A 13,813-nucleotide genomic window follows, 5' to 3' on the forward strand; every position below is an offset into this window, starting at 1 on the left:
ATGTGCCCCAGGTGGGATTCGAACCCACACTGTCCGCTGTTTGAGAGCGGCCTCTCTGACCAATTGGAGTACTGGGGCCTAAGAAACGAAGGCTCAGGGGAGCCCTGCGCGACACCACCTTACAGGAGGTAGGTAGGCTCAGGGGAGCTTGATATGCCCCGCAAAGAGGAGCCCTCCGTGACCGCCGAGCACGAGTCGACGCCCACGCCCGACGCCGACCAGTCGCACGTTCCGCCGCTGACGACGCGCGTCGTCATCGCCGAGGACGAGGCGCTCATCCGTCTCGACCTCAAGGAGATGCTGGAGGAGGAGGGCTACGCCGTCGTCGGGGAGGCCGGAGACGGCCAGACCGCCGTCGAGCTGGCCCGGGAGCACCGTCCCGACCTGGTCATTCTTGATGTGAAGATGCCCGTCCTGGACGGCATCTCCGCCGCCGAGAAGATCGCGGAGGAGTCCATCGCCCCCGTGCTGATGCTCACCGCGTTCTCGCAGCGGGATCTCGTCGAGCGCGCCCGCGACGCCGGGGCCATGGCGTACCTCGTGAAGCCCTTCAGCAAGAGCGACGTAGTCCCCGCCATCGAGATGGCCGTGTCGCGCTTCGCCGAGCTCCGTGCGCTGGAGAAGGAGGTCGCGGACCTCTCGCTGCGCCTGGAGACGCGCAAGCTCGTGGACCGTGCCAAGAGCATCCTGCAGACGCAGTACGGGCTCTCCGAGCCGGCCGCCTTCCGGTGGATCCAGAAGACCTCCATGGACCGCCGCATGTCCATGCAGCAGGTCGCCGAGGCCGTCATCGAGGACGCCGAGGAGAAGAAGGCCGCCGCCGGCAAGGGCGAGTAAGGCACAGCGAGAACGAGTGAGGCCCGCCTCCGGATCCTGGATCCGGAGGCGGGCCTCACTCGTAGAGAAGGGGAACTGCTTAGTCCTCGCCGAGGTACGCCTTGCGGACGTCCTCGTTGACCAGGAGTTCGCGGCCCGGGCCCGACAGGACGACCTTGCCGATCTCCATCACGTGGCCCTGGTCGGCCAGGGAGAGCGCCGCCTGGGCGTTCTGCTCGACCAGCAGGATGGTGGTGCCCTGTGACTTGAGCTCGGCGATGGTCGCCATGATCTTCTGCATCATGATCGGCGAGAGGCCCATGGAGGGCTCGTCGAGCATCAGCAGCTTCGGGCGGGACATGAGCGCCCGGCCCATGGCGAGCATCTGCTGCTCACCGCCCGAGAGGGTGCCGGCGGCCTGCTTGCGGCGCTCTCCCAGGATCGGGAAGAGGTCGTAGGCGCGCTGGACGTCCTTCTGGATGCCGTCCTTGTCCTTGCGGAGGAAGGCGCCCAGGAGGAGGTTGTCCTCGATGGTCATGCGCGGGAAGATGTGCCGCCCCTCGGGGGAGTGGGCGAGTCCGAGCGCGACGATGTCGTGCGCGGGGATCTTCTTGAGGGACTTGCCCTGGAACTTGATCTGGCCGCCGCGCGGTTTGATCAGGCCCGACAGGGTGCGCAGGGTCGTCGTCTTGCCGGCGCCGTTGGTGCCGATGAGGGTGACGATCTGGCCGGCGTCGACGCTGAACGAGATGCCCTTGACGGCTTCGATCTTGCCGTAGGCGACGCGGAGGTCCTCGACCTCGAGGAGTGCGGTCACCGGTCTTCTCCGTCCGTGCTGCTGGTCGTGCTGTCCGTCGCCTCGTCCTGAGCGGCCTCGTCGTGTGCGGCCTCGCTGTGTGCTTCGGCTGCTTCGACTTCGGCGAGTTCTTCGGCGCCGGGGGCGCCTTCGAAGGGTTCGCCGAGGTAGGCGGCGATGACGCGCTCGTCGCCCTGGACTTCGGCCGCGGTGCCTTCGATGAGCTTTTCGCCCTGGACGAGGCAGGCGACGCGGTCGCAGAGGTTGAAGATGAAGCGCATGTCGTGCTCGATGACGAGTACGGCGATGCCCTGGTCCCGGATGGCGAAGATGAGTTCTTCGGTGGCGCGGGTCTCCTGCGGGTTCATGCCGGCGGTGGGCTCGTCCAGGAGGATGAGGCCGGGGTCGCTGGCGAGCGCGCGGGCGATTTCGAGCTTGCGCTGCTCTCCGTAGGGGAGGTTGCGGGCGAGGTGTTCGGCCTTGTGGGCGAGGCCGATGAACTCGAGGAGTTCCATGGCCTTCTCGCGGCTCGCCGCTTCTTCCCGGCCGAAGCTGGGGAGGCGCAGGAGGGAGGCCCAGAGGCCGACCTTGGTGCGGGTGTGGCGTCCGACGAGGACGTTCTCCAGGACCGTCATGTTGTTGAAGAGACGGATGTTCTGGAAGGTGCGGGCGACGCCGGCGGCGGTGACCTTGTACGACTTGGGCGGCAGGACCTTGTCCTTGTACCGGACTTCACCCTCGGTGGGGATGTAGAGGCCGGTGAGGCAGTTGAAGAAGGTGGTCTTGCCGGCGCCGTTGGGGCCGATGAGGCCGACGATCTCGCCGCTGCGCACGGTGAGGTCGACGTTCTTGACGGCGGTGAGGCCGCCGAAGCGCATCGTGACGCCGCGTGCGTCGAGGACGGTCTCCGCCGTGGTGGCGGGGGGCGTGTCGGTGGTGGTGGTCGTCATGGGTTCAGACCCCTGCCTTGCCGAGAACCGTGGGCGCTTCCATGTCCTCGTGGAGTTCGAGCTGGTTGCGCCGGTTGGGGATGATGCCTTCGGGGCGCAGGCGCATCAGGACGATGAGGGCGAAGCCGAAGACGAGGAGCTGGTATTCGCCGAGGAACTGGAGCTTGTTGGGGATCAGGAAGAGCAGTGATCCGCCGACGAGGGGTCCGGCGATGGTGCCCATGCCGCCGAGGACGACCGCGGCGAGCAGGAACGCGGAGTTCGGGGGCACGGCGTTGGCGAAGGTGTACTGGTCGGGGGTGACCGTGTAGCTGACGTGTGCCTGGACGGCTCCGGCGAGGCCGGCGAGGGTGGCGCCGAGGGCGAAGGCGATGAGCTTGACGCGGAAGCCGTTGATGCCCATGGCTTCGGCGGCGGTCTCGTCCTCGCGGATGGCGACCCAGGCGCGGCCGATGCGGGATTCCGCGCTGCGGCGGAAGACGAGGATCACGATGAGGGTGATCAGCAGCATCAGCAGGAAGTAGTTGGCGAAGCGGCCGATGGTGAATCCGGCGATGGTGTGTGTGGCGCCGAAGTCGAATCCGAAGAGGTTGACGTTCGGGATGCCGGCGATGCCGTTGGGCCCGTTGGTGATGTCGGGGCCGGAGGTGCCGTCGAGGTTGTTCATGGAGATGCGGAAGATCTCACCGAAGCCGAGCGTCACGATGGCGAGGTAGTCGCCGCGCAGGCGCAGGGTGGGTGCTCCGATGAGGACGCCGAAGACCATGGAGGCGGCTGCCCCGAGGAGGATGGCCGCCCAGAAGGGGAGGTGTACTCCGAAGGGGGAGTTGGGGGAGCCGGAGACCAGGGCCGCGGTGTAGGCGCCGACGCCGAGGAAGGCGACGTAGCCGAGGTCGAGGAGGCCGGTGAGGCCGACGACGATGTTCAGGCCGAGTGCGACGGTGGCGAAGATCAGGATGTTGACGCCGAGGTTCGCGTACTGGTCGTCGGTCTGGGTGAGGGGGAAGGCGGCCGCGGCTGCGAAGGCGCCGACGAGGGCGACGTTGCGGTGGCGGGTGGTGAGGGCGGTGACGCGGGCGAAGAGGCCCGCCTTGTTGAGCGCTGCGGCACCGAATGAGGCGGTGAGCAGGAAGCCGACGAAGAGCTCCTGGTACGCGGTGGTGATGCCGTAGGTGAAGACGGTGAGCGCGAGGCCGAGGACGGCGGCGATCAGGAGGATCTCGGCCCAGGCCGGGAGGACGCGGGCGGGCTTGACGGGGCCGGAGGCGAAGGCGGCCTTGAAGGTCGTCCAGCGGTTGCCGGCTTCGTGCTTGAACTTCTCGAAGCCGGTGTCGTCGGGGTCGGGGCCTTCGAGCGCGGGGCGCTCGAAGGGGAGTCCGAAGGCGCCGATGACGGCGACGAGGCTGACCAGGGCGGCGATGCCGGCTCCGGGTTCGAGGTCTGCGAGGAGTCCGAGTTCGAGGACGATCGAGACGACGGTGTACCAGGTGGTGGCGAACGCGGCGAGGGCGGCGAGTTTGATCGCCGCGTCGGCGCCCGCGGGGGTGAGCCAGCCCAGGCCCTTGGTGCCGTAGGAGGCGAGTCCGAAGAGGGCGGTGAGGGCGCCTCCGATGAGGACGAGCCACTGGAGGCCGGCCGGGGAGCCGTAGTAGGTGAGGTCCCCGGGGAAGGCGGTGCTCCAGGTCCAGGAGAGGAACGCGGAGACGACGGTGAGTGCGCCGCCGGCGGTGGCCAGCGCGCGGGCCGTCTTCTCGGGGAGGGGGATGAGTCCCTTGGCCGGTGCGGTGGTCTTCACGGTGTTCTCGCTGTTCGCGGTGTCCGCGGTGATGTTCGTCATGGAGGTCACACCCTGTCCGCCACGCGCTGGCCCAGCAGGCCTTGTGGCCGGAAGAGGAGCACGAGGATGAGAAGTACGAACGCCCAGGTGTTACCCCAGGACTGGCCGCCGAGCTGTTCGAAGCCGGGGATGTCGGCTACGTAGACGGTGGTCAGGGTTTCGGCGAGGCCGAGGACGAGGCCGCCGACCATGGCGCCGTAGATGTTGCCGATGCCTCCGAGGACGGCGGCGGTGAAGGCCTTGAGGCCGAGGAGGAAGCCCATCTTGAACTGGACTTCGCCGTACTTGAGGCCGTAGGCGACGGCTCCGATGGCGGCGAAGACGGCTCCGAGCGCGAACGCGGTGGTGATGATGCGGTCGGTGTTGATGCCCATGAGCTTGGCGGTGTCGGGGTCCTGGGCGGTTGCCTGCATGCCGCGGCCGGTGCGGGTCTTCTTGACGAAGAAGCCGAGGAAGGCCATGGATATGGGGGCTGCGATCAGGAGGAAGACGTCGCCGGTCTGGATGGTGACGCTGCCGAGGTGGAAGGGTCCGCCGGGGATCTCGGGGAAGATCAGGGAGGATTCCGCTCCGGGGTACCAGGCCCATACCGCCTGCTGGAGGGCGATGGAGAGGCCGATGGCGGTGATGAGCGGGGCGAGGCGGGGAGCGTTGCGCAGGGGTCGGTAGGCGAAGCGTTCGGCACCGACGGCGATGAGGGTGGCGACGATGATCGCGCCGATGATCATGAGCGGAAGGGCGATCCACATGGTGGTGCCCCCGGGGAGCATCAGCCAGACGGTGAGCGCTCCGAATCCTCCGGTCATGAAGATTTCGCCATGCGCGAAGTTGATGAGCTGGACAATGCCATAGACCATCGTGTAGCCGATGGCGACGAGCCCGTACATGGATCCCAGTAGCAGGCCGTTGACCAGCTGTTGCGGCAGTTCGTGCACCGCAGGTCCTCCGAGTCTTTCGACGGATGTGACTCCGCGCGGGGCGCTTTTTGTGCGCGCCCCGCGCGGCAGGTTGGTGGTGCTCCCGTGGCCGGCCGTTCGAGCGGACTACCGGCTACGGGTCGGTCGGTTGGTCAGTGGAGGTCAGCCGCCGAGGGTGCCGGACTCGACGGACTTCCACTCGGTGCCCTCGACCTTGTAGACGGTGAGCTGCTTGTTGGTGGCGTCACCGAACTCGTCGAAGGAGACCTTGCCGGTCACACCGTCGAAGGAGACGCCCTGGACGGCGGCGAGGACCTTGGCGCGGGCGTCGGCGGGGAGCTTGCCGTTGTTGGCGTCGACGGTGGCCTTGACGGCCTCGATGATCGCCCAGGCGGAGTCGTAGGAGTAACCGCCGTAGGCGGCGAAGGGCTCCTTGTATCCGGCCTTGGTGTAGTTGGCGACGAAGTCCTTGGCGGACGGCAGGCTCTCGACCGGGGCGCCGACCGAGGTGGCGAGGTCGCCCGCGGACTCGGCGCCGGCGAGCTCGACGTACTTCTTGTCGTAGATGCCGTCACCGCCGACGAGCGGGATCTTGGTGCCGGAGGCCTTGATCTGCTTGCTGAGCGGGCCGGCCGCCGGGTACTCGCCGCCGTAGTAGACCACGTCGGCGCCGGAGCTCTTGACCTCGGTCACGATCGCGGAGAAGTCCTTGCTCTCCGGGTCGATGTGGCCTTCGCCGACGACCTGGCCGCCGAGCTTGGTGAACTCGCCCTTGAAGGTGCCGGCGAGGCCCGCACCGTAGGTCTTCTTGTCGTCGATCAGGAAGACCTTCTTCTTGCCCGCCTTGTTGAAGAGGTACTGCGCCGCGAACGGGCCCTGGATGGCGTCCGTGGTGGCGGTGCGGAAGTAGCTCTTGTAGGTGCGGACCTTCTCGCCGGTGGCCCACTTCGGTCCCTGGGAGAGGGACGGGCTGGTGTTGGCCGGGGAGATCTGGGCGAGCTTGGCGTCGTCGAAGACCTTCTGCATGGACTCCGAGACGGAGGAGTTCAGCGGGCCGACGACACCGAGGACGTCCTTGTCGGCGACGAGCTTGGTGGCGTTCTGCTGGCCGGAGGAGGCCTGGGCCTGGTCGTCGAGGGCCTGGATCTTGAAGGTGACGCCCTTGACGTACTTCTTCTCGTTGGCCTGCTTGGCAGCCAGGTCGGCGGAGTTCTTGATGCCGAGGCCGAGGGCGGAGAGGTCGCCGGTCAGCGGGGCGTCGACGCCGATGACCACCGTGGTGTCGCCGCTGCCGGCGTCGTTGGTCTTGTCTCCGCGCGATCCGCAGGCGGTGAGGGTGAGGGCGCCCGCAGCGAGCGCGGCGGTCACGGCAATGAGAGAACGCTGACGCACGATCAGTCCTTTCCTGGCACTGCGTCCCCCGTGGGACGCACCGTGTCGAACGCGGGGAACCGAACTGAAAGGAATCCGGCTGGTCGCGGTGACTGGCCGTGACTCTAAGCGGGTCTTGGGACGTTATGGAGGGCTGAGGCCAATGATGTGACTCTCTTGTTATGCCACGGCGTAATGCATAGCGGATGTCTGCGGGTGGAAAGGGGGAAATCCGGCCGGTTCGTCTTGTCCGCATGCTGAGATGGGTGAGGACCGTTGGGTGGTTTGAGTACTGTCGCGCCAGGACTCTGGGCCCTTTTGGTCATGACGGCGGCGGGGTGCTCGTGTCTCGATCTTCGGGACAGGCCCTGGTCAGGGCGGTGGAGAGATCCCTCGCATAACGGTCACCGGGGATGTAGCTGTGATCCTCTTTCTCAAACCCATTACTTAGGGTTACTTCGAGGAATGGGAGTCCGGAATTCCGTGCCACATGCACGCAGTCAGTGACCCGAATCCGTACGGCGAGGTCACGGGCCTCCCCGGGGGCGAGCGTGGCCGGAAGTGGTGGCTCGACCTCCAGCGTCAGCGCCCGCGAGGACTGCGTCAGCCGCTCCAGGGTGACGGCCGGACCGGCCCCGGCGCGCACACGCACGGTGAACGCGAAGGCCGCGCCCGAGGGGGTCTGCCGGGGGTCCTGGCCGGGGTCCCGTCCGGCGTCCTGCCCGGCCGGATCGACGTACGCGAGGGAGAACGCCTGAGAGGGCGCCGGCGGCCGGTACGGGGCGGGGCGCGGCCGGGCCGCGTACAGCGCGGCCCCGGTGGCGAAGACGGCGGACGCGCAGGTCAGCGCCCCGAGGGCGAGGACGGCCCGCCGGTGGCCCTCGTAGGCCTCGCGGAGCCGCCGGACGGCCGGGGGCGTGCGCGGGGCGGGGGGATCGGCGTGCGGGCCCTGGTGGGCCTCCGTGCCCTCCCCGGGCTCCACCGGGCCGATGCCGCCGCTCACTGCCAGGGACCGTCCGTCGGGGCGCCCGACCGGTAGCGGTCCGCGCAGCGGCGCTCCGCCTCCCGGGCGGTGAGCTCGCGCGCGGCCGCCGGGCCCTTGGCGTCCCGCTCGGCGCGGGCGTCGGCGAGGACGGCGCGCAGGATGTCGTTCTGGCCGCCGGACAGGCCCATGGACTGGTAGTCGAGGGCGACGGCGTCGCGGCCCTCGCCCGCGTCGAGGATCACGCCCGCCCAGTGGGTGATCAGGCGGGTGCAGACGTCCTGGGGCGCTGTCGGGGCGGAGCTGGTGGCGGGAGGGGTTCCGGGATCGCCGCCGGCGCAGCCGAGCGGTGCGGCGGCCAGCAGCGCCGTCGTCGCCGCTGCGGCCAAGGCGCGCCGCGGCGCCGGTCCGGATCCCATGGCGGGAACGCTAGACCGGCGCCGCTACGAGGGCAACGGCTAGTTGTTGCCAGCCTGTTGCGGGTTCACGTCGCGCAGCAGGCAGGTCAGGCGGGCGGTGCAGACCCGGCGGTCCTGTTCGTCCGTGATGACCACTTCGTAGGTGGCGGTGGAGCGGCCCCGGTGCACGGGGGTCGCGACGCCGGTGACCAGGCCGGACCGGGCGCCGCGGTGGTGGGTGCAGTTCAGGTCGACGCCGACGGCGACCTTGGTGATGCCGCCGTGCATCATCGCGCCGACCGAGCCGAGGGTCTCGGCGAGCACGGCGGAGGCCCCGCCGTGCAGGAGGCCGTAGGGCTGGGTGTTGCCCTCGACGGGCATGGTGGCGACGACGCGCTCGGCGGAGGCTTCGAGGATGCGGATGTCCATCCGCTTGCCGAGGTCGCCCGCCGAGAACAGCGCGGGCAGGTCGATGCCCAGGGCCGTGTACTCGTCGAGGACCTCCTGCGGGAACTTCACCGCGTGCTGCTGCTCGCCCATGGGCCGACTCCGTTCGTCAACGATCGTTAACCTTCTTGTCCTGAGGTCGTTCTATCAGGCCGGTTCGAAGCGCACGACGACGGACTTGCTCGCCGGGGTATTGCTGGTGTCCGCCGTGGAGTCCAGGGGCACCAGCACGTTGGTCTCGGGGTAGTAGGCGGCGGCGCAGCCGCGGGCGGTCGGGTAGTGCACGACGCGGAAGCCGGGGGCGCGCCGTTCCACGCCGTCGCGCCACTCGCCGACGAGGTCGGTGTACGAGCCGTCGGCGAGGCCGAGCTCGGCGGCGTCCTCGGGGTTGACCATGACCACGCGGCGGCCGCCGGTGATTCCGCGGTAGCGGTCGTCGAGGCCGTAGATGGTGGTGTTGTACTGGTCGTGGCTGCGCAGGGTCTGCAGGAGCAGGCGTCCGGCCGGGAGGTGCGGGTACTCCACGGGGGCGGCGGTGAAGTTCGCCTTGCCGGTCTTCGTGGGGAAGCGGCGCTCGTCGCGCGGGGCGTGCGGGAGCTGGAAGCCGCCGGGGCGGGCCACGCGGGCGTTGAAGTCCTCGAAGCCGGGGACGACGCGGGAGATCCGGTCGCGGATGGCGGCGTAGTCCCGCTCGAACTCCTCCCACGGGGTCGCGGAGGCCTCGCCGAGGACGGCGCGGGCCATGCGGGCCACGATCGCGGGCTCGGAGAGCAGGTGCGGGGAGGCGGGGGCGAGGTTGCCGCGGGAGGAGTGGACCATGCCCATGGAGTCCTCGACGGTCACGAACTGCTTGCCCGACGCCTGCGCGTCCTTGTCGGTGCGGCCGAGGGTGGGCAGGATCAGGGCGCGCCTGCCGGTGACCGCGTGGGAGCGGTTGAGCTTGGTGGAGACGTGCACGGTCAGGGAGGCGCGGCGGATCGCGGCCTCGGTGACCTCGGTGTCGGGGGTGGCGCCGACGAAGTTGCCGCCCATGGCGAAGAGGACCTTGGCCTCGCCGTCGCGCAGGGCCTGGATGGAGCGGACCACGTCGAAGCCGTGCTCGCGGGGCGAGGTGATGCCGAATTCCTTGTCGAGGGCGTCGAGGAAGGCGGGCGCGGGGCGCTCGAAGATCCCCATGGTGCGGTCGCCCTGGACGTTGGAGTGGCCGCGGACGGGGCAGACGCCGGCGCCGGGGCGGCCGATGTTGCCGCGCAGCAGCAGCAGGTTGACGACCTCGCGGATGGTGGCGACGGAGTGCTTGTGCTGGGTCAGGCCCATGGCCCAGCAGACGATGGTGCGCTCCGAGGCCAGGATCATGGCCAGGGCGCGCTCGATGTCGGGGCGGGTCAGGCCGGTGGCGGTGAGGGTCTCGTCCCAGTCGGTGTCCTGGGTGGCGGCCGCGAACTCCTCGTAGCCGTGGGTGTGTTCGAGGATGAACTGCTCGTCGGTGGCGCCGCCCGCCTCGATGACCAGTTTGTTCAGGAGGCGGAAGAGGGCCTGGTCGCCGCCGATGCGGATCTGGAGGAACAGGTCGTTGAGGGCGGTTCCCCTGATCATGCCGAGGGGCGTCTGCGGGTTCTTGAAGCGCTCCATGCCGGCCTCGGGCAGCGGGTTCACCGAGATGATCTTCGCGCCGGCGGACTTGGCCTTCTCCAGGGCGGAGAGCATGCGCGGGTGGTTGGTGCCCGGGTTCTGTCCGGCGACGATGATCAGGTCGGCCTGGTGGAGGTCTTCGAGGGAGACGCTGCCCTTGCCGATGCCGATGGTCTCGTTCAGTGCGGAGCCCGAGGACTCGTGGCACATGTTCGAGCAGTCGGGGAGGTTGTTGGTGCCGAACTCGCGGACGAACAGCTGGAAGAGGAACGCCGCTTCGTTGCTGGTGCGGCCCGAGGTGTAGAAGAGGGCCTCGTCGGGGGAGTCCAGGGCGCGCAGTTCCTGCGCGATCACCGCGAAGGCCCGCTCCCAGCTGACCGGCTCGTAGCGGTCGGCGCCGGCCTCCATGAGCATCGGCTGGGTGATCCGGCCCTGCTGGCCCAGCCAGTAGCCGGAGCGCGTCTCCAGGTCGGACAGCGGGTGCTCGGCGAAGAACGCGGGGGTGACCCGGCGCAGGGTGGCTTCCTCCGCGACGGCCTTGGCGCCGTTCTCGCAGAACTCGGCGGTGTGCCGCTTGTCGCCCTCGGGCCAGGCGCAGCCCGGGCAGTCGAAGCCGTTCTTCTGGTTGACCTTGAGGAGGGTGCGGGCGGTACGGGCCAGGCCCATCTGCTCCTGCGCGATCCTCAGGGTGTGCCCGATCGCGGGCAGGCCGGCGGCCGCGTGCTGGGGGGGCGCTACCTGCGGCGCGTCCTGTACCGGATCACCTGTGGGCGGCTTGGTGGCCATGTCGCTCCCCTTTGAGCAGTCTGCTGCGTACGCATCCGATCCTGTCACGCTCCGTCCGCGGCGCCGACGCCGGATTTGCCCCGCCCCTTTGTGCCGCCGCGCAGCCCGTCCGGATTTGTCAGTGGCGGCGCCTAGGATCGGGGGCGTGGCAGATTCAGCATCGAAGAAGACCGACCAGCCGACCGCAGCGGACCGCCCCCGCCTGATGCTCATGGACGGGCACTCCCTGGCGTACCGGGCGTTCTTCGCGCTTCCCGCGGAGAACTTCACCACCGCGACGGGGCAGCCGACCAACGCCATCTACGGGTTCGCGTCGATGCTGGCGAACACGCTGCGCGACGAGGCGCCCACGCACTTCGCGGTGGCGTTCGACGTGTCCCGCAAGACGTGGCGCTCGGCGGAGTTCCCCGAGTACAAGGCGAACCGCTCCAAGACCCCCGACGAGTTCAAGGGGCAGGTCGAGCTGATCGGCGAGCTCCTCGACGCGATGAGCGTGCCGCGGTTCGCGGTCGACGGCTTCGAGGCCGACGACGTGATCGCGACGCTCGCCACGCAGGCGGAGGCCCTCGGCTTCGACGTGCTGATCGTCACCGGTGACCGGGACTCCTTCCAGCTCGTCTCCGAGCACACCACGGTGCTCTACCCGACCAAGGGCGTCTCCGAGCTCACCCGCTTCACCCCCGAGAAGGTCGAGGAGAAGTACGGGCTCACCCCCCAGCAGTACCCGGACTTCGCGGCGCTGCGCGGCGACCCGTCCGACAACCTCCCCGGCATCCCGGGCGTCGGCGAGAAGACCGCCGCCAAGTGGATCACCCAGTTCGGGTCGTTCGCGGAGCTCGTCGAGCGCGCCGAGGAGGTCAAGGGCAAGGCCGGGCAGAACTTCCGCGACCACCTGGACGCCGTGAAGCTCAACCGGGTCCTGACCGAGATGGTCAAGGACGTCGCCCTGCCCAAGACCCCCGCCGACCTGGCCCGCGCCCCCTACGACCGGACCGCCGTCACCGGAGTCCTGGACGTACTGGAGATCCGCAACGCCTCCCTGCGCGAGCGGCTGCTCGCCGTCGACCCGGGCGCCGCCGAGCAGGAGGCCCCGGCCCCGGCGGCCGCCGCCGTGGAGCTGGACGGCTCCGTGCTGGGCGCCGGCGAGCTCGCGCCGTGGCTGGAGAACCACGCGGGCGCCCCGCTCGGCATCTCCACCGTCGACACCTGGGCGCTCGGCACCGGCAACGTCTCCGAGATCGCGCTGGCCTCGGCCGGCGGCGCCGCCGCCTGGTTCGAGCCGTCCGCACTGGACGAGGCCGACGAGCGGGCCTTCGCGGCCTGGGCCGCCGACCCCGCCAAGCCGAAGGTGGCGCACAACGCCAAGGCCCTGATGCGGGTCTTCCCGGAGCACGGCTGGACCCTGGCCGGAGTCGCCATGGACACCGCCCTCGCCGCCTACCTGGTCAAGCCGGGCCGCCGCTCCTTCGCCCTGGACGTGCTCTCCCAGGAGTACCTGCACCGGGAGCTGGCGCCCGCCGCCGCCGACGGACAGCTCGCCTTCGGTGCCGACGACACCGCCGAGGCCGAAGCCCTGATGGCGCAGGCCCGCGCCGTCCTGGACCTCGGCGACGCCTTCGCGGTCAAGCTGCCCGAGGTGGGCGCCGCCGAGCTGCTCCACGACATGGAGCTGCCCACCTCCGAGCTGCTCGCCCGCCTGGAGCGGGCCGGCATCGCCGTCGACCAGAGCCACCTCGAAGCGATGGAGCAGCAGTTCGCCGCGGCCGTGCAGCAGGCGGTGAAGGAGGCGCACGCGGCGGTGGGCCACGAGTTCAACCTCGGCTCGCCCAAGCAGCTCCAGGAGGTCTTCTTCGGCGAGCTCGACCTGCCGAAGACCAAGAAGACCAAGACCGGCTACACCACGGACGCCGACGCGCTCGCCTGGCTGGCCACCCAGACCGACCACGAACTGCCCGTGCTCATGCTCCGCCACCGGGAGCAGGCCAAGCTGCGCGTGACCGTCGAGGGCCTGGTCAAGATGATCGCCGCCGACGGCCGGGTGCACACCAGCTTCAGCCAGACCGTCGCCGCGACCGGCCGGCTGTCCTCCACCGACCCCAACCTGCAGAACGTGCCGGTGCGCACCGACGAGGGCCGGGCCATCCGCCGCGGGTTCGTCGTCGGCGAGGGCTACGAATCCCTCATGACCGCCGACTACAGCCAGATCGAGCTGCGCGTCATGGCCCACCTCTCCGAGGACGAGGGCCTGCTCGAAGCCTTCCAGTCCGGCGAGGACCTGCACACCACCGTCGCCTCCCAGGTGTTCGGAGTCGAGCGCTCCGAGGTCGACGCCGAGATGCGGCGCAAGATCAAGGCCATGTCCTACGGTCTGGCCTACGGGCTCTCCGCCTTCGGCCTCGCCCAGCAGCTGAACATCGAGCCCGGCGAGGCCCGCGGCCTGATGGAGACCTTCTTCGAGCGCTTCGGCGGGGTCCGGGACTACCTGGGCCGCGTCGTCGAGGAGGCCCGCGCCACCGGCTACACGGCCACCGTCTTCGGCCGCCGCCGCTACCTCCCGGACCTCAACAGCGACAACCGCCAGCGCCGCGAGGCCGCCGAGCGGATGGCGCTGAACGCTCCGATCCAGGGCACCGCCGCCGACATCGTCAAGGTCGCGATGCTGCGCGTGGACAAGGCGATCACCGGGGCGGGGCTGAAGTCGCGGATGCTGCTCCAGGTCCACGACGAAATCGTGCTGGAGATCGCCCCCGGGGAGCGCGAGCAGGTGGAGGAGCTGGTGCGCCGCGAGATGGCCGCCGCCGTCGACCTGCGGGCCCCGCTGGACGTGTCCGTGGGCGTCGGCCCCGACTGGGAGTCCGCCGCGCACTGATCACCGCACCCG

General features: G+C 69.7%; 11 protein-coding genes and 1 tRNA gene. 2 read left to right on the forward strand and 10 right to left on the reverse strand.

Annotation, left to right across the window (positions count from 1 at the left end):
- Nucleotides 1-3: 3 nt before the first annotated feature.
- Nucleotides 4-78 (reverse strand) — tRNA-Leu (locus AC3IX6_RS28695).
- Nucleotides 79-177: 99 nt separating this feature from the next.
- Here AC3IX6_RS28695 and AC3IX6_RS28700 point away from each other — a divergent pair.
- Complete coding sequence (locus AC3IX6_RS28700) at nucleotides 178-837, forward strand: ANTAR domain-containing response regulator (protein ID WP_250744985.1); 660 nt, start codon at nucleotides 178-180, stop codon at nucleotides 835-837.
- 79 nt (nucleotides 838-916) lie between these two features.
- On the opposite strand, the gene AC3IX6_RS28705 is transcribed toward AC3IX6_RS28700, so the two are convergent.
- The 9 genes from AC3IX6_RS28705 to AC3IX6_RS28745 all read right to left on the reverse strand — a co-directional run bounded on the left by AC3IX6_RS28705 (nucleotide 917) and on the right by AC3IX6_RS28745 (nucleotide 10,932).
- Nucleotides 917-1,633, reverse strand: a complete 717-nt coding sequence (locus AC3IX6_RS28705; protein ID WP_250744986.1) for an ABC transporter ATP-binding protein — start codon at nucleotides 1,631-1,633, stop codon at nucleotides 917-919.
- Nucleotides 1,630-2,562, reverse strand: a complete 933-nt coding sequence (locus AC3IX6_RS28710; RefSeq protein WP_489365897.1) for an ABC transporter ATP-binding protein — start codon at nucleotides 2,560-2,562, stop codon at nucleotides 1,630-1,632. Before AC3IX6_RS28710 ends, AC3IX6_RS28705 begins: the two co-directional genes overlap by 4 nt.
- Nucleotides 2,563-2,566: 4 nt before the next feature.
- Complete coding sequence (locus tag AC3IX6_RS28715) at nucleotides 2,567-4,399, reverse strand: branched-chain amino acid ABC transporter permease (RefSeq protein ID WP_489365899.1); 1,833 nt, start codon at nucleotides 4,397-4,399, stop codon at nucleotides 2,567-2,569.
- Between the two features lie 5 nt (nucleotides 4,400-4,404).
- Nucleotides 4,405-5,334, reverse strand: coding sequence for a branched-chain amino acid ABC transporter permease (locus tag AC3IX6_RS28720; protein ID WP_356510757.1), 930 nt, complete (start codon nucleotides 5,332-5,334; stop codon nucleotides 4,405-4,407).
- 144 nt (nucleotides 5,335-5,478) lie between these two features.
- A complete protein-coding gene (locus tag AC3IX6_RS28725; RefSeq protein WP_489365901.1) occupies nucleotides 5,479-6,708 on the reverse strand; it encodes a branched-chain amino acid ABC transporter substrate-binding protein in 1,230 nt (409 codons plus the stop codon).
- A 301-nt stretch (nucleotides 6,709-7,009) separates the two neighbouring features.
- Nucleotides 7,010-7,690 carry a Tat pathway signal sequence domain protein gene (locus tag AC3IX6_RS28730; RefSeq protein ID WP_489365903.1) on the reverse strand — a complete coding sequence of 227 codons (681 nt, stop codon included), beginning with the start codon at nucleotides 7,688-7,690 and terminating at the stop codon, nucleotides 7,010-7,012.
- A complete protein-coding gene (locus AC3IX6_RS28735; RefSeq protein WP_489365904.1) occupies nucleotides 7,687-8,088 on the reverse strand; it encodes a hypothetical protein in 402 nt (133 codons plus the stop codon). Before AC3IX6_RS28735 ends, AC3IX6_RS28730 begins: the two co-directional genes overlap by 4 nt.
- Before the next feature lie 39 nt (nucleotides 8,089-8,127).
- The gene (locus AC3IX6_RS28740; protein WP_489365906.1) at nucleotides 8,128-8,607 is read right to left on the reverse strand and encodes a PaaI family thioesterase; all 480 of its coding nucleotides are present in this window, start codon (nucleotides 8,605-8,607) and stop codon (nucleotides 8,128-8,130) included.
- A gap of 54 nt (nucleotides 8,608-8,661) precedes the next feature.
- Nucleotides 8,662-10,932, reverse strand: coding sequence for an FdhF/YdeP family oxidoreductase (locus AC3IX6_RS28745; protein ID WP_489365907.1), 2,271 nt, complete (start codon nucleotides 10,930-10,932; stop codon nucleotides 8,662-8,664).
- A gap of 145 nt (nucleotides 10,933-11,077) precedes the next feature.
- On the opposite strand from AC3IX6_RS28745, the gene polA reads away from it, so the two are divergent.
- Nucleotides 11,078-13,801 (forward strand): DNA polymerase I, encoded by a 2,724-nt coding sequence (polA, locus tag AC3IX6_RS28750; protein WP_489365909.1) that lies wholly within the window; start codon nucleotides 11,078-11,080, stop codon nucleotides 13,799-13,801.
- The last annotated feature ends 12 nt before the right edge of the window (nucleotides 13,802-13,813 follow it).

The organism is Streptomyces sp. GL_141 (assembly GCF_057834385.1).

Excerpts from the sequence above, each read along its gene's own strand:
- AC3IX6_RS28710 (WP_489365897.1), bottom strand. The coding sequence starts at position 2,562 with ATGACGACCACCACCACCGACACGCCCCCCGCCACCACGGCGGAGACC.
- AC3IX6_RS28715 (WP_489365899.1), bottom strand. The coding sequence starts at position 4,399 with ATGACGAACATCACCGCGGACACCGCGAACAGCGAGAACACCGTGAAG.
- AC3IX6_RS28735 (WP_489365904.1), bottom strand. The coding sequence starts at position 8,088 with ATGGGATCCGGACCGGCGCCGCGGCGCGCCTTGGCCGCAGCGGCGACG.
- AC3IX6_RS28740 (WP_489365906.1), bottom strand. The coding sequence starts at position 8,607 with ATGGGCGAGCAGCAGCACGCGGTGAAGTTCCCGCAGGAGGTCCTCGAC.
- AC3IX6_RS28745 (WP_489365907.1), bottom strand. The coding sequence starts at position 10,932 with ATGGCCACCAAGCCGCCCACAGGTGATCCGGTACAGGACGCGCCGCAG.